Annotated in this window: 15 protein-coding genes and 3 tRNA genes; 4 read left to right on the top strand and 14 right to left on the bottom strand. The window is 70.6% G+C overall.

Annotation, left to right across the window (positions count from 1 at the left end; genetic code table 11):
• Nucleotides 1-22 precede the first annotated feature (22 nt).
• The 3 genes from QNO26_RS03160 to QNO26_RS03150 form a co-directional block, all read right to left on the bottom strand.
• Nucleotides 23-850, bottom strand: coding sequence for a carbohydrate ABC transporter permease (locus tag QNO26_RS03160; protein WP_257526064.1), 828 nt, complete (start codon nucleotides 848-850; stop codon nucleotides 23-25).
• Nucleotides 847-1,680, bottom strand: a complete 834-nt coding sequence (locus QNO26_RS03155; protein WP_257526065.1) for a carbohydrate ABC transporter permease — start codon at nucleotides 1,678-1,680, stop codon at nucleotides 847-849. Before QNO26_RS03155 ends, QNO26_RS03160 begins: the two co-directional genes overlap by 4 nt.
• Before the next feature lie 150 nt (nucleotides 1,681-1,830).
• Nucleotides 1,831-3,135 carry an extracellular solute-binding protein gene (locus QNO26_RS03150; protein WP_257526066.1) on the bottom strand — a complete coding sequence of 435 codons (1,305 nt, stop codon included), beginning with the start codon at nucleotides 3,133-3,135 and terminating at the stop codon, nucleotides 1,831-1,833.
• A gap of 236 nt (nucleotides 3,136-3,371) precedes the next feature.
• On the opposite strand from QNO26_RS03150, the gene QNO26_RS03145 reads away from it, so the two are divergent.
• Nucleotides 3,372-4,550, top strand: a complete 1,179-nt coding sequence (locus QNO26_RS03145) for a MalY/PatB family protein (RefSeq protein WP_257526067.1) — start codon at nucleotides 3,372-3,374, stop codon at nucleotides 4,548-4,550.
• 4 nt (nucleotides 4,551-4,554) lie between these two features.
• Here the strand turns inward: QNO26_RS03145 and QNO26_RS03140 are convergent, their stop codons facing one another.
• The 3 genes from QNO26_RS03140 to QNO26_RS03130 all read right to left on the bottom strand — a co-directional run bounded on the left by QNO26_RS03140 (nucleotide 4,555) and on the right by QNO26_RS03130 (nucleotide 6,809).
• A complete protein-coding gene (locus QNO26_RS03140) occupies nucleotides 4,555-5,421 on the bottom strand; it encodes an NAD(P)H-hydrate dehydratase (protein ID WP_257526068.1) in 867 nt (288 codons plus the stop codon).
• The gene (locus QNO26_RS03135; protein ID WP_257526069.1) at nucleotides 5,418-6,185 is read right to left on the bottom strand and encodes a histidine phosphatase family protein; all 768 of its coding nucleotides are present in this window, start codon (nucleotides 6,183-6,185) and stop codon (nucleotides 5,418-5,420) included. Before QNO26_RS03135 ends, QNO26_RS03140 begins: the two co-directional genes overlap by 4 nt.
• Nucleotides 6,186-6,269: 84 nt before the next feature.
• On the bottom strand, nucleotides 6,270-6,809 hold the full coding sequence (locus QNO26_RS03130; RefSeq protein WP_257526070.1) for a DUF1269 domain-containing protein: 540 nt from the start codon (nucleotides 6,807-6,809) through the stop codon (nucleotides 6,270-6,272).
• 193 nt (nucleotides 6,810-7,002) lie between these two features.
• On the opposite strand from QNO26_RS03130, the gene QNO26_RS03125 reads away from it, so the two are divergent.
• Together QNO26_RS03125 and QNO26_RS03120 are read left to right on the top strand one after the other, a co-directional pair.
• Nucleotides 7,003-8,058, top strand: a complete 1,056-nt coding sequence (locus QNO26_RS03125; protein WP_257526071.1) for a zinc-dependent alcohol dehydrogenase family protein — start codon at nucleotides 7,003-7,005, stop codon at nucleotides 8,056-8,058.
• Nucleotides 8,059-8,113: 55 nt separating this feature from the next.
• On the top strand, nucleotides 8,114-9,454 hold the full coding sequence (locus QNO26_RS03120) for an HNH endonuclease signature motif containing protein (RefSeq protein ID WP_257526072.1): 1,341 nt from the start codon (nucleotides 8,114-8,116) through the stop codon (nucleotides 9,452-9,454).
• 27 nt (nucleotides 9,455-9,481) lie between these two features.
• Here the strand turns inward: QNO26_RS03120 and QNO26_RS03115 are convergent, their stop codons facing one another.
• The 6 genes from QNO26_RS03115 to QNO26_RS03090 form a co-directional block, all read right to left on the bottom strand.
• A complete protein-coding gene (locus QNO26_RS03115; protein WP_257526073.1) occupies nucleotides 9,482-9,952 on the bottom strand; it encodes a hypothetical protein in 471 nt (156 codons plus the stop codon).
• A 156-nt stretch (nucleotides 9,953-10,108) separates the two neighbouring features.
• Nucleotides 10,109-10,182: transfer RNA gene (locus QNO26_RS03110), tRNA-Met, on the bottom strand.
• Nucleotides 10,183-10,205: 23 nt separating this feature from the next.
• Nucleotides 10,206-10,277 (bottom strand) — tRNA-Thr (locus QNO26_RS03105).
• A 65-nt stretch (nucleotides 10,278-10,342) separates the two neighbouring features.
• Nucleotides 10,343-12,091, bottom strand: coding sequence for a M23 family metallopeptidase (locus QNO26_RS03100; RefSeq protein WP_257526074.1), 1,749 nt, complete (start codon nucleotides 12,089-12,091; stop codon nucleotides 10,343-10,345).
• A 127-nt stretch (nucleotides 12,092-12,218) separates the two neighbouring features.
• Nucleotides 12,219-13,031 (bottom strand): inositol monophosphatase family protein, encoded by an 813-nt coding sequence (locus tag QNO26_RS03095; protein ID WP_257526075.1) that lies wholly within the window; start codon nucleotides 13,029-13,031, stop codon nucleotides 12,219-12,221.
• A gap of 82 nt (nucleotides 13,032-13,113) precedes the next feature.
• Nucleotides 13,114-14,205: a hypothetical protein gene (locus tag QNO26_RS03090; RefSeq protein WP_257526076.1), complete on the bottom strand. Its 1,092-nt coding sequence runs from the start codon at nucleotides 14,203-14,205 to the stop codon at nucleotides 13,114-13,116.
• 243 nt (nucleotides 14,206-14,448) lie between these two features.
• Here QNO26_RS03090 and QNO26_RS03085 point away from each other — a divergent pair, with 243 nt between their 5' ends.
• Nucleotides 14,449-15,441 (top strand): NAD-dependent epimerase/dehydratase family protein, encoded by a 993-nt coding sequence (locus tag QNO26_RS03085; RefSeq protein WP_257526077.1) that lies wholly within the window; start codon nucleotides 14,449-14,451, stop codon nucleotides 15,439-15,441.
• Nucleotides 15,442-15,520: 79 nt separating this feature from the next.
• Here the strand turns inward: QNO26_RS03085 and QNO26_RS03080 are convergent, their stop codons facing one another.
• A complete protein-coding gene (locus QNO26_RS03080) occupies nucleotides 15,521-15,874 on the bottom strand; it encodes a hypothetical protein (protein ID WP_257526079.1) in 354 nt (117 codons plus the stop codon).
• Between the two features lie 223 nt (nucleotides 15,875-16,097).
• Nucleotides 16,098-16,179 (bottom strand) — tRNA-Tyr (locus tag QNO26_RS03075).
• Between the last annotated feature and the right edge of the window lie 69 nt (nucleotides 16,180-16,248).

Here is a 16,248-nt window from a genome sequence, read left to right as displayed (position 1 = left end):
CCCGGGATGCCGGCGGCCGGCGCTACTTGATGCCGGCGGTGGCGACCCCCTGGATGAAGTACTTCTGCAGGAAGAGGAAGAGGATCAGCACCGGCAGCAGCACGACCACGGCCCCGGCCAGCAGGATGCCGAACTCCGTGGTGTTGGATGCCTGCGAGGCCACCGCCAGCGCCACGGGAAGGGTGAACGTCCCCTCGCTCTGGGCCACGATCAACGGCCACAGGAACGAGTTCCACGACCCGAGGAACGACAGGATCGCGATGGTGGCCACGGGCGGGCCGGACAGCGGCAGGAAGATGCCGAAGAACAGGCGCGCCTCGCTCGCACCGTCCACCCTGCCCGCCTCGAGCAGTTCGGTGGGCAGCGAGTACGCGAACTGGCGCATGATGAACACCGACAGCGGCGTCACCAGCAGCGGCGCGATGATGCCCGACAGGGTGTTCACCAGGCCCAGTTGCACGATCACCAGGAACTGCGGCACGAAGATCGCCACGTAGGGCACGATCCAGGCGAAGATCACGAGCGAGAAGACGAGGTTCTTGCCGCGGAACTCCAGCTTCGCCAGCGCGTATCCCGCCATCGAGCTGAACAGCACGTTGGCCGAGACGGCCACGACCGAGACGATGGCGCTGTTGACGAAGTAGAGGCCGAACCCCTCCTCCACGAACAGGTCGACGTAGTTCTGGACCTGGAAGCTCTGCGGGAACCAGGCTCCCGGGTCGGAGAGGAACTCCCCCTGGGTCTTGAACGATCCGAAGACGACCCAGACGAAGGGCAGCAGCAGTGCCCCGACGATCACGACGACGGCGGTGTACAGCGCTGCCGAGGACAGCCGCGACGGCGCGTTCAATGCTTGGGCCTCAGCAAACGGAACTGCACGACCGCGACGATCGAGACGAACACGATGAGGAGGAACGATCCGGCCATCGAGATCGCCGTGTTGCCGAAGCCGAACTGCTGATAGATCCACAGGGCGATGGACCGGGTCGAGCCCAGTGGCCCGCCGGCGGTGAGCAGATAGGGCTCCTCGAAGATGCTCAGGAACGACACCGTCATGAGCACCACAACCAGAAGCGTCGCCGGGCGCAGAAGCGGCAGTGTGATGGAGCGGAAGCGGCGCGCGGCCGTGGCGCCGTCGACCGCCGCCGCTTCGTAGACCTGCTGAGGAATGGCCTGCAGGCCCGCCAGGAACAGCACCATGCACGTGCCGACGTTGCGCCACACCGCCAGCATCACCACGGTCGCCACCGCCCACACCGGGTCGCCCAGCCAATTCGGTCCCGCCGCACCGATGCCCTCCAGAGCGGCGTTGACCGGCCCGAGCGGGGCGAAGGCATACTGCCAGATCACCGCCGCGGCGACGATGTTGGTGATGACGGGAAGGTAGGCGGCGGCGCGGAAGAACGTGCGCAGCCGCCGGATGCCCTTGTCGAGCAGCAGGGCCAGCACGAGGCCCAGTCCGGCACTGAGCGGGACGCACAGCACCACGAACAGCGCGGTGTTGAGCATCGATCGCTGGAAGCCAGCGTCGCCGAGCACCCGCACGAAGTTCTCGAAGCCGATGAAGTCGACGGCGAAGGGGGTGCGGATGTCGCGCGAGGTGATGTCGGTGAGGCTCATCCCCATGGCCGCGAGAACCGGGACGGCGGTGAAGGTGGCCGTCACCACGAGGAAGGGCAACAGGAACAGCCAGGCCGCCCGTGCCTGCGCCCGTTGCAGCGACGACCGCCGCGGGGGGTTCGTCGCACGCCATCGCCGCCCCGCCGCCCCGGGTCCGGAAGGCGGGGGCGCTGCCCTGCCTTCCGGACCCGACGTCACGGTGGCGGTCATCTACTGGCCGACGCCGATGGACTCCGCCTCGGCCTGCGCCGCATCCAGCGCCTCCTGCGCGGTTGCGGTCCCCCGTGCCACGCGCTCGATCTGCTCTCCCAGCGCCTTGCCGACCTGGTTCCATGTCGGCACCGGCGGGACCGAGACGCCGTACTCCATGGCCTCGCGCACCTGCTCAAGTGCCTCGTCGTCGGCGATCGCCGGATCGTCCCAGGCGACCTGAACCGTCGGCAGGTTTCCCATGCTCGCGAACCAGGCCAGCTGCGTCTCGGGCTCCGAGGCGTACCGCACGAACTTCCAGGCGGCATCGGCGTTGGCGGCGTCCTCCAGCACAGCCCAGTTGCCGCCGCCGATCGAGGCGGCCCGCTCACCGCCCGGGCCTGCGGGCGGCACCAGCGCGGCCATGTGCTCGTCGAGCCACTCCTGGCCGTGCGCGTCCTTGATCCAGCCACGCAGCCACGGCCCGTTGAGCACCCCCGCGATACGGTCCTGGGCCAGGTAGGCCACGGAGTCGACCGAGGTCGGGCCGTCGGGCGAGACGAAGCCGTCGTCGAAGAGGGAACCGTAGAACTCCAGCGCCTCGACGTTCTCCGGGGAGTCGATGGTCCACTCCGTGGCGTCGTCGCTGATGATGCCGCCGCCGTTCTGATGCGCGAACGTGTCGAACTGCGCGGCGGTGTACTCGTCGAAGGGGACGACGTAGAAGGCGAGCGGATACGCCACGCCGGCATCCTTCAGCGTCTGGGCGAACTCGCGCAGATCGTCCCAGTCCTGCGGTGGCTCGAGACCGGCGGCCTCTGCCAGATCGGCGCGGTACTGGAAGACGCGGGCGTAGGTGAACCAGGGCACCCCGTACGACACGCCGTCGACCTGACCGCTCTCCCACACCGACGCGAAGAAGTCCGCCTCGTCCACGAGTCCTTCGGGGACCGGCGCGAACGCCTCGGTGGCGAAGAGCGCGGGCTGGTGCTCGGTGAAGACGTACACCAGGTCGGGGACGGTGCCCGCGGCGATCGCCGCGGTCATCTTCGTGACGAACTCCTCTTCGGGGATGGGCGTCATGTTGATCTCGACGTCGGGGTTCTCGGCGATGAAATCATCGAACAGCACCGGCAGCTCCGCGGCTTCCGCCCCCGCCGCCCACAGCTCGATCGTGCCCGTGGCGGGGCCGTCGGTCACCGCGCCGGCCTCGCCCGAGGGCGCTCCGTCGTCCGCGCGGCCGCACCCGGCCAGCACCAGCGCTGCCACCACGACCGCCGCGCCGACGGCCCTCTGTCGCCACTGCGACCTCTGTCGAATGCCCATGCCGGTCCGAGTCCTTTCTCGAGCATGCGGGGTGCGATGCGCCGCCCGGCATCCGCTGCGCGCGGCGTCGGTCCGGGCGACCCCTGCACCCTCGCCCGCCTCGATGGTGCACCGAACAGCCCGCCGAGGGATGACCGTTGTCCGGGAGCGGCTCTTCTGCTAACCGTCCGGCAACGCCGTCATCGTCGGGTCCTCATCGGAGCGTTGTCGTCTGCGGCGAGCCCTAACGTGGAGGCATGACCTTCGCGACCGACGTCGATGCCCTCACCGAAGACCGGCTGCGGGAGCGCGGCAGCCTGAAGTGGACGATGTTCCCCGACGCGATCGGCGCGTTCGTCGCCGAGATGGACTTCGGTGTGGCACCCGCGGTGCGCGATGCCGTCACCGGCGCGCTGGACCGCGGCGCGACCGGCTACCTGCCCACGCAGGCGGCCACCGATCTCTCGGCGGCCACCGCTGCCTGGTACGCCGACCGATACGGCTGGGCCGTACCGCCCGAGCGGGTGCACCATGTGCCCGACGTGATCGCGGCGTTCGAGCTCGCGATCGAACGCTTCTCCACGCCCGGGTCGGCCGTCATCGTCCCGACGCCGGCCTACATGCCGTTCCTGACGGTGCCCGGCATGCACGACCGCCGGGTCATCGAAGTGCCGAGCATCGAGGTGGACGACCGCATGGTCATGGACCTCGAGGGCGTGGCCCGCGCTTTCGCCGACGGGGGCGGTCTGCTCGTCCTCTGCAATCCGCACAACCCGCTCGGCACCGTCTTCACGCGGGACGAGCTCGTCGCGGTGTCGGAGGTGGTCGATGCCGCCGGCGGACGCGTGTTCTCCGACGAGATCCACGCGCCCATCGTCTACGGCCCGGCTCGCCACGTGCCCTACGCCTCGGTGTCCGAGACCGCGGCCGGGCACACGCTGACGGCGGCATCCGCCTCGAAGGCGTGGAACCTCGCCGGGCTGAAGTGCGCCCAGGTGATCCTCTCGAACGACGCGGATGCCGCGGCGTGGGAAGAGTTCGGCATGTGGGCCGGCCACGGCACCTCGACGATCGGGGTCTACGCCAACACGGCGGCGTTCGCCGGCGGCGCGGACTGGCTCGACGACGCCGTCGCCTATCTCGACGGCAACCGGCGGATGCTGGCGGAGCTGGTGCGCGAGCTGCTCCCCGCTGCGCGGATGACGATGCCGGAAGGCACCTACATCGCGCTGATCGATCTGCGCGCGTACGGCCTGGGTGGTGACCTGGCGGAATGGTTCCGTGAGCATGCGCGGGTGGCGATGATCGACGGCATCGCGTGCGGCGAGGCCGGTCGAGGTCACGTGCGCTTCGTGTTCGCTCTGCCGCGCCCGCTGCTGCGGACGGCGGTCGAGCGCATGGCGGCCGCGCTCGACGCGCGCGCGGCGGCGTCGTAGCGCGCTACGCGGCCTCGCGCAGCGCGAGCGGCAGCTCGGCGACGAGCTCGCGGGCGAGGAAGCCGAGCCCGAAGCGCTCGGTGAGCCGGTCACCGGCGCGTGCATGCACCCAGGCCGCCCACACCGCCGCCTGCGCCGATCCGGTGCCGCGGGCGACGAACCCGGTGACGGCACCCGCGAGCACGTCGCCGCTTCCCGAGGTGGCCAGCCCCGGCCCGCCGCCGTCGATGCGCCAGGCGGCGCCGTCAGGGTCGGCGACGACGTCGTAGCAGCTGACGACGGCCAAGTGGCGTCGGGCCACCTCGCGCACGGCATCCGTCAGATCATCGCCCAGCTCATCCGCCGGGGTGTCTCCGCCGAGCAGCAGCGCGAGCTCTTCGCGGTTGGGGGTGAGGAGCAGCTCCTCGGGCAGGCGCGCACGGTCGACGTCGGAGAGGATGCCGAGGGCGTAGGCGTCGAGCACCAGGCACCGCGGGCCGGCGTCGGCGACGGCGAGAAGGGTGTCGCGCGTCTCGTCGGCGTCGTCGAACCCGGGCCCGACGAGCACGGCATCCGCCGCGGCGATGTTCTGCTGCGCCGCCCGGGGGAAGGGGTCCCGGGCGCGCTCGGGCAGGGCATAGACCGCCGCCTCCGGCAGCACGATGCCCACCTGCGCATCGATCGAACCCGGCACGAAGACGGCGAGTCTGCCCGCGCCCACCCGCAAGGTCGCCTCGCCCGCAAGCATCACGCCGCCCGGCGTTCTGCGGGAGCCGCCGATCACGATGACGTCCCCGCGTGCTTTCTTGTCCGCTCCGGGATCGGGAAGGCCCCACTGCGCCAGCAGCTCCTCCGTCACCGGCTGCGGCGCGTCGTCACGATGTGTCGTCATGGCGCCTGCTCCGTGCGGGCGTCGGGGGTGGCTTGCGGACCGGTTGCCGGGTCGCCGACCTCGGGGGTCCCCGGGTGCACCGTGACCTTCGCACCCTCCTCCTGCAGATGGCCCACGTCGGAGAACGCCCGCAGCTCCCACCGGCCGTCGACGAGCTCGAGACGGGTCACCGACGCGTTGAGCACCGGGTTCGCCGCGGCGAACTCCAGCAGTTCGCGCTCGGGCATGCCGCGCAGCAGGGAGACGATCAGGGTGACCACGGCGTCGTGGGCGACCACGAGCGCCGATTCCTGTGGGCCGGCCAGCAGATCTCCGAGGACGGATCTCAGCCGCAGCGCGACGTCCGCCCACGATTCCCCGCCCGGGGGGCGGTGGTAGTACTTGCCGAGGTGACGCCGGCGCTGCGCCTCCTCCGGGTGCAGCCGCGCGACTCCGCTCATGGTGAGCAGGTCCAGAATGCCGAGCTCACGATCGCGCAGCCGCTCGTCGACGACGACGTCGGCGGGGTGGCCGCCCAGCGCGATCGCGAGCGTCTCGCGTGCCCGCAGGTACGGCGATGACCAGTACGCGTCGATCGCGCCGCGATTGTCTTCGAGCCAATCCCCGAGCGCGGCGGCCTGCTCCTCCCCCGTCGAGGACAGCGGCACGTCGGAGTCGCGTATGTCCAGCGGGATGCGTTCGAGTCCTTCCCGCTCCGCGCGGCTCGCCGCGACGTTGCCCACGCTCTCACCGTGTCGTACGAGCCACAGAGTGTTCACCGGCATCCGCCCACCCTAGAAGCACTCCCCGGGGTGCGCCCAGGGGTTGCGCTCGCCCGCACCGACGGCAAGCGAGCGCTCCCCGTACGACTATTCGGCCGGGGCCGGTGCCGGTGCCGGTGCCGGCGACGCCTGCCCCTGGTTCGCGCCGAGATCATGGGCGAGTTCGCGCTCGTCGTCCTCCGACAGCGAGGTCTGCATGACCGTGCCGTGGAAGGGCGCCAGCGCGGCGGCGAACTTGTCGGCCGTGAGCTTGGTCGCGTAGATCACGACGGCCGACTTGCCGGCCGTGACCGCCGACTGCACGCGGCTGCGGAACTCCGAGTCCATGCCGACCTTGTCGAGGCCCGCGAACAGCGCGCCGACGAGGCCGCCGAGGACGAGTCCGGCGACGGGGACGAAGAAGAGGATGCCGATGAGGGTGCCGAACAGCGCCCCGCCCACCGCACCGAACCCGATGTTCGCGATGCCTCCGGGGTACTCCACGCTCGTCTTGCCTTCGTTGTTCACCTTGACCAGCGCAAGACCCGCCAGCTGCACGACCATGTCGTCCTGCAGCTGCTGCACGGTGTTGTACGCCGCTTCGGCGTCGGCCTCCGAGTCGAAGGCGATGACGATGAGATCAGCCATGGATTTGCCTACCTTGCGTTCAGGCCGCCCGCGACGCACCGTGACGGGCAGCGTTCGGGATGCACCACCGGAGCTCGCATGATGCACACTGTGCGGCTGACGCTATCCCCGGGGCGGGGGTGCGACAAGGGGCCTGTTGCCCGGCCCGCGCGGAGCGGAAGATGGGCCGCACGACGACGACAGGAGGAAGGCCATGAAGGCACTCGTGTACCACGGGGCAGGGAACAAGGCATGGGAGGCGGTGCCCGATCCGGTCATCAAGAACGCCACGGATGCCATCGTCAAGATCGATGCGACGACGATCTGCGGCACCGACCTGCACATCCTCAAGGGCGACGTGCCGGCCGTGACCGATGGGCGCATCCTCGGGCACGAGGGCGTCGGAACGATCACCGAGGTCGGAGCCGCCGTCGAGGGCCTGGCGGTCGGCGACCGCGTGATCATCTCCTGCATCAGCGCGTGCGGGCACTGCGGCTACTGCCGCAAGCAGCTGTACTCGCACTGTCTGGCCCCGGAGGGCGAGTCGGGCATCGGCTGGATCCTCGGGCACCTCATCGACGGCACGCAGGCCGAATACGTGCGCATCCCGTACGCCGAGACGTCGCTGTACAAGGTGCCGGCCACGGTCACCGACGCCGAGGCGATGCTGCTGTCGGACATTCTGCCGACCGGTCACGAGATCGGTGTGCAGGCGGGCGGGGTGAAGGCCGGCGATGTGGTCGCGGTCATCGGTGCCGGACCCGTGGGCCTCGCCACCATCGCGACCGCGGGACTCTACGGCCCGTCGCGGGTGATTTCCCTCGACCTGGACGCCAACCGCATCGAGCAGGCCAAGCGGTTCGGCGCCACGGACGGCGTGCTCTCCTCCGACGCGGATTGGCGCGAGCAGGTGATGGCGCTGACCGACGGGCTCGGCGTCGACGTCGCGATCGAGGCTGTCGGCATCCCTGCCACCTTCGCGGCCGCGCTCGACATCGTGCGCCCCGGAGGCGTCGTGGCCAATGTGGGCGTGCACGGCAAGCCCGTGGAGCTGCCGATCGACCGGCTGTGGATCGCGAACATCGCCATCACGATGGGGCTGGTCAACGCCAACACCACCGACACCCTGCTCAAGCTCGTCGAGCAGCACAAGGTCGAGGCATCGCTGTTCGTCACGCACGAGTTCACCCTCGACGAGATCGAGGAGGCGTACGACGTCTTCGGCCGCGCTGCCGAGACGAAGGCGCTGAAGGTGCTGATGACGGCGTGACGTGAGCACCCTCCGGCGTCGAATCAATGTCGGAGGTTCGCGCGATGATAAGGGCATGCAGGATACGAGATATCTTCCCCCCGACGAGGCGGCGGCGCGTGCCGTCGACCGCCTCGGCGGGATCCTGCCCGACTTGATCGCCGTGCGGCAGCAGCTGGCACGCCTGCAGGCTCGTGAGGCACGGTTGCTGGCCGCGACGGACGACGTCGTGGCGGACTGGGTGAAGGATGCCGGGCTGCAGCACCGCTCCGAGGCCGAGATGCCGCACCGCATCGCCGCTGCGGAGATCGCCGCCGCGTGGCGGGTGAGCGACCGCACCGTGCAGCGTCAGATCGGCGACGCCGCCACGCTCGTCAGGGACTATCCGAGCACGCTCGCGGCACTCGAGGCGGGACGCATCTCCGCCGCTCATGTGCGGGTCATCGTCGCCAACGGCGCGATCATCTCGCGGCCCGAGCTGCGCGCCGCTTATGAAGATGCGGTACTGCCGTATGCCGAGAGCGAGGCGGCCACCCGGCTCGCGCCGGTCGCGCGCCTCCGCGCGCAGTGGTACTCCGACACCACCGTCGACGAGCGGCACCGGCAGGCACGGCTGCGGCGCGGGGTGTCGGTGACGGACCTCGACGACGGCATGGCCGAGCTCGTCGCCGTCCTCCCGGCGGTGCTCGCGCACGGCGCCTTCGACCGGCTCTCCCAGATCGCGCGCAGCGCCCAGGACTCGCAGGCCGGCGTCGGTGACGATGCACTCACCGACGACGGGCGACCCGCCCCCTCCGACACCCGCACCCTCAACGAGCTGCGCGCCGACGTCCTCTCCGACCTGCTGCTGACCGGGGAGCCGTCGACGCTGAGCGTCGCCGACGGTGGTCTCCGCGCGATCCGCGGCACGGTGCAGGTCACCGTGCCCGTCCTGGCCCTCATCGGCGACCGCGTCGCCGATCCGTTCGAGGCGACCGTGCTCGTCGGGCACGGGCCGATCGATGCGGCCACCGCGCGATCCCTCACCGCCGACGCCCCCGGCTGGGATCGCATCCTCACCCACCCGGTCAGCGGCGCCGTGCTCGCCGTGGACCGGTACCGCCCCTCCGAGGAGATGCGACGGCATCTGCGCACCCGCGACCAGCACTGCCGGTTCCCCGCCTGCCGCGTGCCGGCGAAGATCTGTGACATCGATCACACCGTCGACCGCGCTCGGGGCGGCGCGACGGACGTCCGCAACCTCGCGCACGTCTGCCGGCGACATCACACCGGCAAACACCACTCCCCTTGGCGCGTGCGTCAACGACCGGGTGGTGTGCTCGAGTGGACGTCACCGACCGCGCGCGTCTACATCGACCGGCCCGTGAGCGAAGTGGCGTTCGCCACCGATCCCGAGTTCGACGACGCGCCCTTCTGACGGCGCGCCCCTCGGTGCCCGCTCGGCTCAGAGATCATCCGGCGTCTGGCCCTCCTCCGTGGCGTTGAACCAGCCGAGCAGGCCCGACTCGATCTCGAGCACCTCGTACGGCCCGCATGCCAGAACCGTCGCCGGGAGCGCGTCGTCTTCGGGGAATCCGCCGTAGCGGCCGTCGAACGGGAGGGACCGCCGGTCCTGCTCCTCGCACCCCTGCGGATCCGATCCGCCCTCGACGAAGATGACGGCGTTGGTCTCGTTCATGGTGGCCGTGGAGTGGATCGGACCGGCGTCCGCGGGAATCCATTCCGGCATCCGCACGCCCACCCAGCCTTCATCGGCCGCCTTCCGATCGGAGAACGTCTCGGTGTGCACCTTCGAGACGATGTCCATGGGGTTCGCACAGCCGGCGAGCGTGGCGACGGCAGCGAGTCCGAGCAGACCGGTGGCGGCGAGGCGCGCGATGCGGGAAGGACGGGGCGACGACGTGGGTTCGTTCATGGTCCCAGTGAACGCGGGGGCACGGCGGGGCGAATCCGCCGCGAAGATGACCTGCCGTCATCCCGGCGTATGGTTCCTCGGCGGCGGAGCTCGGTAGCCACGGCATCCGTCGGCAGATGCAGAAAACCCCCGGACGTTTCCGGGGGTTTCGATCTGTAGCAGGAGCGGGGTTCGAACCCGCGACCTCACGATTATGAGTCGTGCGCTCTCACCAACTGAGCTACCCTGCCGCGACGCATCTCACGATGCTTCGAGCCCCGAGTCAGGATTGAACTGACGACCCCTTCCTTACCATGGAAGTGCTCTGCCACTGAGCTATCGGGGCGTGCTGCCTGCAAGCAGGCAACTAGACGAGGATATCAGAGCCGCGGCGTGCTCTGAAACGCGCAGTCACCCTCCGGTGTGTTCGCGCATCCACGGAAGCGGGTCGATGCGCGTCGACCCGTTCTGCAGGATCTCGAAGTGCAGGTGCGCACCGAAGGAGTAGCCGGTGTCACCGACGGTGCCGAGCACCTCGCCCACCGTGATCGTGTCACCGACCGCCACGTTGAGGGAGCCGTACTCCATGTGCGCGTAGTGGCTCGAGACGAGTTCGCCGTCGATGACGTGGTCGATGATGACGTGCACCCCGTACAGCCCGCCGGCCTCGGTGGCGACGCGCACGGTGCCGTCGGCGATCGCGTGGATCTCGGCGCCCTGCCCCGGCACGAAGTCGATGCCGTGGTGCATGCTGCCGTCGCGCATCTGGAAGCCCCAGGTGTAGGGAACCCCCACCGGGAACGGCCACTGCACGGGCGAGTTCGGGTCGCTGATGAACGAATTGTCGAAGTTGCGCACGCCCGACTCGGCGGCGAGGTCCGACCGCGTCGCCGTGGTGTAGTTCGCATCGCGACCGAGGCTGATGTCGGTCGTGGCGGCGGATGCCACGAACGCCTGGATCTCATCGGTCTCGGTGAGCGCGTCCTCGGCGGATGCCGAGGTAGCCGCGGCACCCGGGACGGTCTGCGCCTCACCCGCGGCGACGGCGCCGGCCGGCGTCGTCATGCTGATCGCGAGCAGGCCCACGACGCCCATCGCGCCGATCGACGCGGATGCGGCAGCCAGACGCTTGCGCGCCTGCGCCCACCCGCGAGGGGGCGTGCCTTCGGCGCACGGCGCGACCTGCGCGCGGGGGGCGGCGCGCTCCCCGGCGCGTGCACCCGCGGCCTGCTGCCGGGCCGATCCCGCGAACGCGAAGATCTTCGCGGCGCGTTCGAAATCGTCGAGCTGTGGGGCGGCGGGCGCAGAGGTCACCGCGTCAGGAAGGGGGCAGTCCGCTTCTGCTGTCGCATCGATGTCTGCAGCAGCCGATGCGGGCGGCGTGGCGGCCTCCGCTCGGCGTGCGCGCCGCCGCAGCGGCGGTTGCGCCTGCGGCGCGGCGGTGAGGGACGCGTCATCCACCGGCACGAGGGTGACGGCGACGTCGGCCACGGCGACCTCGACAGCGGGCGCCTCGACTGCGGGGACCTCGACTGCAGGGACCTCGACTGCAGGCGCCTCGGCTGCGGGCGCCTCGACTGCGGGCGCTTCGACTGCGGGCGCCTCGGCTGCGGGCGCTTCGACTGCGGGGACCTGCGCATCGGGAGCCACGATCGCGAGAGGCTCGGGGGCACGGGCCGCGCGCGCCGCAGCCGCGCGGGCCGCGCGCGTCATCGGGGCGGCGGAGGGCTGGAGCACGGAGGCGGGCTCGGGAGACCGGCGCGTCAGCGCCGCGGGAAGCTCGACGGCCGCCGCGGCAACCACGAATGCGGCGAGACCCGCGACCTGGGCGCCATCGACCTGCGACGCGTCCGAGTGCGCGGCATCCGCCTGCGGTGCGTCCGCCTGCGGCGCCGTCGCCTGCGCGGCATCCGCCTGCGGCTCCGGCGCGACCTCGGTCGGCTGCTCGACGCGCCACGACTCCCCCGGGATGCCCGAGGCACGCCGGCGCAGCGACGAACGCGAGGGCTCGACCGGAGCGACGGCCGCGCGCTGGCGCAGTTCCGCGCGCGTGAGAACGCGGGGCGCGTCGGAAGCGACGGCGTCGCGCGCGTTCGCGGCGGCGATGCGGTCGGACCTGCGCGCGGGCGCCGGGACGGCCGAGGGGGCGTCGAGGGTCAAATCGGGGGGCTCTCGGGTCAGCCACTCGGGGGGCGAGGGACGTCTTCGTATTCGGTTGATGTCACCTTTTCCTTCGGGCGGAAAAGATAACGATCGGGTAAACCCTATCCCTCCGACGGCCCCGTTGTCACGTCGGGATTCCCTGCTCGCCGAAGACGATCGCCGCCAGCCGGTCGACGAGCTGCTCCCCACCCACGATGGTCATGTCCCGGCTGGGGGCGCCGCCGTCGACGCCCACCGCGATGCCACCCGCTTCTTGCACCATGAGCACGCCAGCGGCGTGATCCCACGGGTTCAGCCCGCGCTCGAAATAGCCGTCGAGCCGGCCCGCCGCGACGTAGGCCAGATCCAGCGACGCCGCGCCGATGCGGCGGATGTCGCGAGCCAGCGGCATGACCCGGCCGAGCAGGGCGAGCTGGGGCGCATGCGTGGCGGGGTCGTATCCGAAACCGGTCGCCAGCAGCGACCCGGCGGGGTTCAGGTCGCTGTTGACGCGCAGACGCTCATCGCCGAGCCACGCACCCCCACCGCGCTCCGCGCGGAACATCTCTCCCAGAGCCGGCGCATACACGGCGCCGGCCAGCGCCTGCCACGCACGCGGGTCGGGTTCGCCGGACACGGCGGCGATGCTCACCGCATAGGAGGGGATGCCGTAGGCGTAGTTGACGGTGCCGTCGATGGGATCGACGACCCACGTGATGCCGGTGGTGCCGCGGTCGGCCTCGGACTCTTCTCCGAGGAAGCCGTCGCCCGGGCGCGCGGCGGACAGCCGATCCCGGATGAGGTTCTCCACCTCGCGGTCGGCTTCGGTGACGATATCCGCAAGGGCGGACTTGCTCGCCGCGATCGAGACCCCCTCCGCGCGGCGGCGGTGGGCGAGTTCCCCGGCTTCCGCGGCGATGTCGACGGCGAGTGCGGACAGTTCCTGCTCCAGAGCCATGCGCCCACGCTACGCGCACCCGCTGCGCCGGAACGCGCGACCGCCCCGCGACGAACGTCACGGGCGGCGGCTGCGGTATCGCTTACGGCCGGGGCGGCAGCGGCGGGACCGGAGGCAGCGGCGGCACCGGCGGGATGTCGGTGGCGTCGACGGATGCCGGCGCCTCCGGCTGCGCTGCGGGCGCCGTCGCCGTGGCATCCGGCTGCGCGGGCGGCGCCGGTGCGACCTCGGGCGCGCTTTCGTGCGGCGCTGCGGGCGGCTGCGGCGACGGGGCGCCGTATGCCTGCTGCGGGAAGGTCGGCTGCCCGGTGTAGTAGGCGTTCCAATCCGGCTGCCCATCGGGCATGACGGGGAGCGGGGTGAAGCCGTCGGCATAGGTCGGCCACTGCGGCGGCACCTGCTGCTGCGCGCCGTACGGCGAGGTGGTGCCGTAGCCCTGCCCGCCGTATGTGCCCTCGGCGGTGTACTGACCCTGCCCGGCGTACGGCGACTGTCCGGCGTACTGCTGCACGACTCGGGGATCGTGCCCCTCGCGCGCGTGGCGCAGGGGCCGCTCGCGCTTCGGCGCGAACAGCGCGTTGACCAGCGGCACCAGGGCGGTTCCGACCGCCGCCAGGATGGCGAGCGCGACCACGATGCGCCAGTACACCGCGAGGAAGTCGAAGTAGTCCGACAGCATGAGCGGCAGCACCAGCATGACCGCGAGGATCACGACGAGCGCGATCGTGACGTAGGTGACGATCGAGATGAACGTGGTCGAGTTGCGGGTGTGCGACTTGGTGAACAGCCGCACGTGCAGCAGCGCGAGCTGCAAGATGAGCACGATCAGCAGAAAGCGGAAGAAGCGCTCGGCACCGAGTCCGAAGTAGCGGTCCGGCTCCGGCATCCAGATCATGAAGGCGCCGATGAGCAGCGAGACGACCCACGTCGTCATGCTCGCCAGCGCGAACCAGGCGGGACGGCGCGGGGCGAGCTGGGCTTCGAGGATGGCCACCCCCGCGAAGGCCGCCAGCAACAGGATCGTCAGGAACGCGCGGCCGACGAGACCGGTCTCCGGCCCGAACAGCACCCAGACGACGCACACCAAGGCGGCGGCGATGAGCGCGCCGATGGCGACCCACAGCGCGACGCGCAGAAGCTTGGCGGAGGCGGGGCTGGTGATCGGTTCGCTCATCATCGGTCCTCTCGCGCGGCGCCACGCCGCGGCATCCCCCCATCCTGACACGCCCCCGCGTGTCGGACCACGGTCATCCATTGTCTGCGGCTCTGACGGCGGCACAGCCCGGCCGCAGAACGGGCGAGCGAGTTTTCCCGGCCCACCACTGGCGCCGCGGGCACCCCCCGCGATATGTTGTGGTCAGACCACAGGCCAGACGCGGTTGACGACAGCGGACTGACCCAGAACGAAGGGAACATCATGTCCACTGTTGCCATCATCGGCGGAACCGGCCTCCTCGGACGCGCCACGGCTGAGGAGCTCCTCGCCCACGGCTATGACGTGCTCTCCATCGCACTTCCGCCGGAGACCGCCCACCCTCTCGAGGGCGTGCGCTACGCGTACTGCGACGTCGCCGCGGCATCCGATGACGAGCTGCTCGCGCTGCTCGACGGCGTCGATGCTGTGGCCTACGCCGCCGGCGTGGACGAGCGGGTCGCCCCGCAGGCACCCGCTGCCGGCTTCTTCTACCGCGCCAACGTGCTGCCCACCCAGCGGATGGCGCGCCTGGCCAGGCAGGCCGGCGTCAGTTCGTTCGTCGTGTTCGGCTCCTACTTCGCCGAGTTCGCCGAGCGGTGGCCAGAACTGGGGCTGCGTGAGAAGGCGGGGTACGTCCGCACCCGGCTCCTGCAGGAGCAGGTCGCCTTCCTCGAGGGCGACGGCGCGATGACGGTCACGTCGCTGCGCCTCCCCTGGATCTTCGGCACCATGCCCGACACCGTGCCGCTGTGGAGCATGTTCGTGGCGATGGATGCCGCGGTGCCCGAGGACGCCCCCATCGCCGTCCCCGCAGGTGGCACCGTCATGATCACCACCGGCCAGGTCGCCAAGGCCGCGCGCGGCGCGATCGAGCGCGGCGAGCACGGCAAGACCTATGCGCTCGGCGGCATCAACATGACGTACGCCGACTTCCACCGCATGATCGCGGAGGAGGCCGGCATGGACCCGGCCCGCGTGACACCCCTGCCTGCGGAGGTCTTCCTCCCCGGTATGACGGCGTACGACAAGGCCGAAGCCGCACGCGGCATCGAGCACGGCATGCACCAGGAGGATGCCGCGCGCGTGCAGGAGCGCTTCGCCTACATCGACCCGGAGCCGGTGCAGGCAGCTCTCGGCTACGGCCCCGAGGACGTCGAAGCCGCGATCCGCGAGAGCCTGCGGGTCTGCGTCGCAGCGACCACCGCGATGGCCTGATGGTCTGATCCGGCGCGACCGACGCCGGCCCCCGCTGCGATGGCGGGGGCCGGCGTCGTTCTGACGGCTCGTGGGCCCTCTACAGTGACGGACTGCTCGCTCGACCCCGACGCTGACGTTCGGGGTCACGGTGCGAGACGATCAGGGCGACGGCGCCCACAACCGTCAGGACGACCCCCGTCACCAGCATCACCGACGGCACCGGGTCGGCGCCATAGACGATCTGCTCGCCTGACGGCATCGTGAACGAGCAGGTGAGTCCGAGCGGAAAAAGCTCCCAGCTCCCCTCGACGATGATCGAGCGGTCGACGCTGAATCCCACGTGCCGCTGCAGGCACCCTCGCTCCTCGCCCACCCCGAGCGGAGCGGAGAGGAGGCTCACCACGAAGAGTCCGGTGAACACCCACCACATGATGAGGACGGGCAGCACCACCGCGCGGACAGATCGCCTTCGGTCCATCGCTCAGCCCCCCTCCTGGACGGCCCTCACGGTCTCGTATGTCCACGATGGCGCATAGCAACCACACAGCACCAGCATGGGATCGATGTTGGACACGACTGGACGGTTACGGCCTCGTCGCTGCCGCGACCCGCTCCCGGCACGCAAAAAGGTGAAGGAGACCGCGGATCGCTCCGCTGTCTCCTTCACTTGAGGGTGGCGAGTGAGGGATTCGAACCCCCGAAGGCTACGCCGGCTGATTTACAGTCAGATCCCTTTGGCCGCTTGGGTAACTCGCCAGGTGCGCACCCGACCGGCTTTATCAGGCGATCGGAGGCGCGATTGTCTATCGTACTCTGTCGCGGCGG

Source organism: Microbacterium sp. zg-Y1090 (assembly GCF_030246945.1).
Lineage (GTDB): Bacteria > Actinomycetota > Actinomycetes > Actinomycetales > Microbacteriaceae > Microbacterium > Microbacterium wangruii.
This window is presented reverse-complemented; position numbering and strand designations above follow the sequence as displayed.

Bases quoted from the DNA above. Each gene is read 5' to 3' on its own strand.
- QNO26_RS03085 (WP_257526077.1), top strand. From the start codon at position 14,449: ATGTCCACTGTTGCCATCATCGGCGGAACCGGCCTCCTCGGACGCGCC.
- QNO26_RS03150 (WP_257526066.1), bottom strand. From the start codon at position 3,135: ATGGGCATTCGACAGAGGTCGCAGTGGCGACAGAGGGCCGTCGGCGCG.
- QNO26_RS03125 (WP_257526071.1), top strand. From the start codon at position 7,003: ATGAAGGCACTCGTGTACCACGGGGCAGGGAACAAGGCATGGGAGGCG.
- QNO26_RS03120 (WP_257526072.1), top strand. From the start codon at position 8,114: ATGCAGGATACGAGATATCTTCCCCCCGACGAGGCGGCGGCGCGTGCC.
- QNO26_RS03130 (WP_257526070.1), bottom strand. From the start codon at position 6,809: ATGGCTGATCTCATCGTCATCGCCTTCGACTCGGAGGCCGACGCCGAA.
- QNO26_RS03090 (WP_257526076.1), bottom strand. From the start codon at position 14,205: ATGAGCGAACCGATCACCAGCCCCGCCTCCGCCAAGCTTCTGCGCGTC.
- QNO26_RS03135 (WP_257526069.1), bottom strand. From the start codon at position 6,185: ATGCCGGTGAACACTCTGTGGCTCGTACGACACGGTGAGAGCGTGGGC.
- QNO26_RS03140 (WP_257526068.1), bottom strand. From the start codon at position 5,421: ATGACGACACATCGTGACGACGCGCCGCAGCCGGTGACGGAGGAGCTG.
- QNO26_RS03095 (WP_257526075.1), bottom strand. From the start codon at position 13,031: ATGGCTCTGGAGCAGGAACTGTCCGCACTCGCCGTCGACATCGCCGCG.
- QNO26_RS03115 (WP_257526073.1), bottom strand. From the start codon at position 9,952: ATGAACGAACCCACGTCGTCGCCCCGTCCTTCCCGCATCGCGCGCCTC.
- QNO26_RS03145 (WP_257526067.1), top strand. From the start codon at position 3,372: ATGACCTTCGCGACCGACGTCGATGCCCTCACCGAAGACCGGCTGCGG.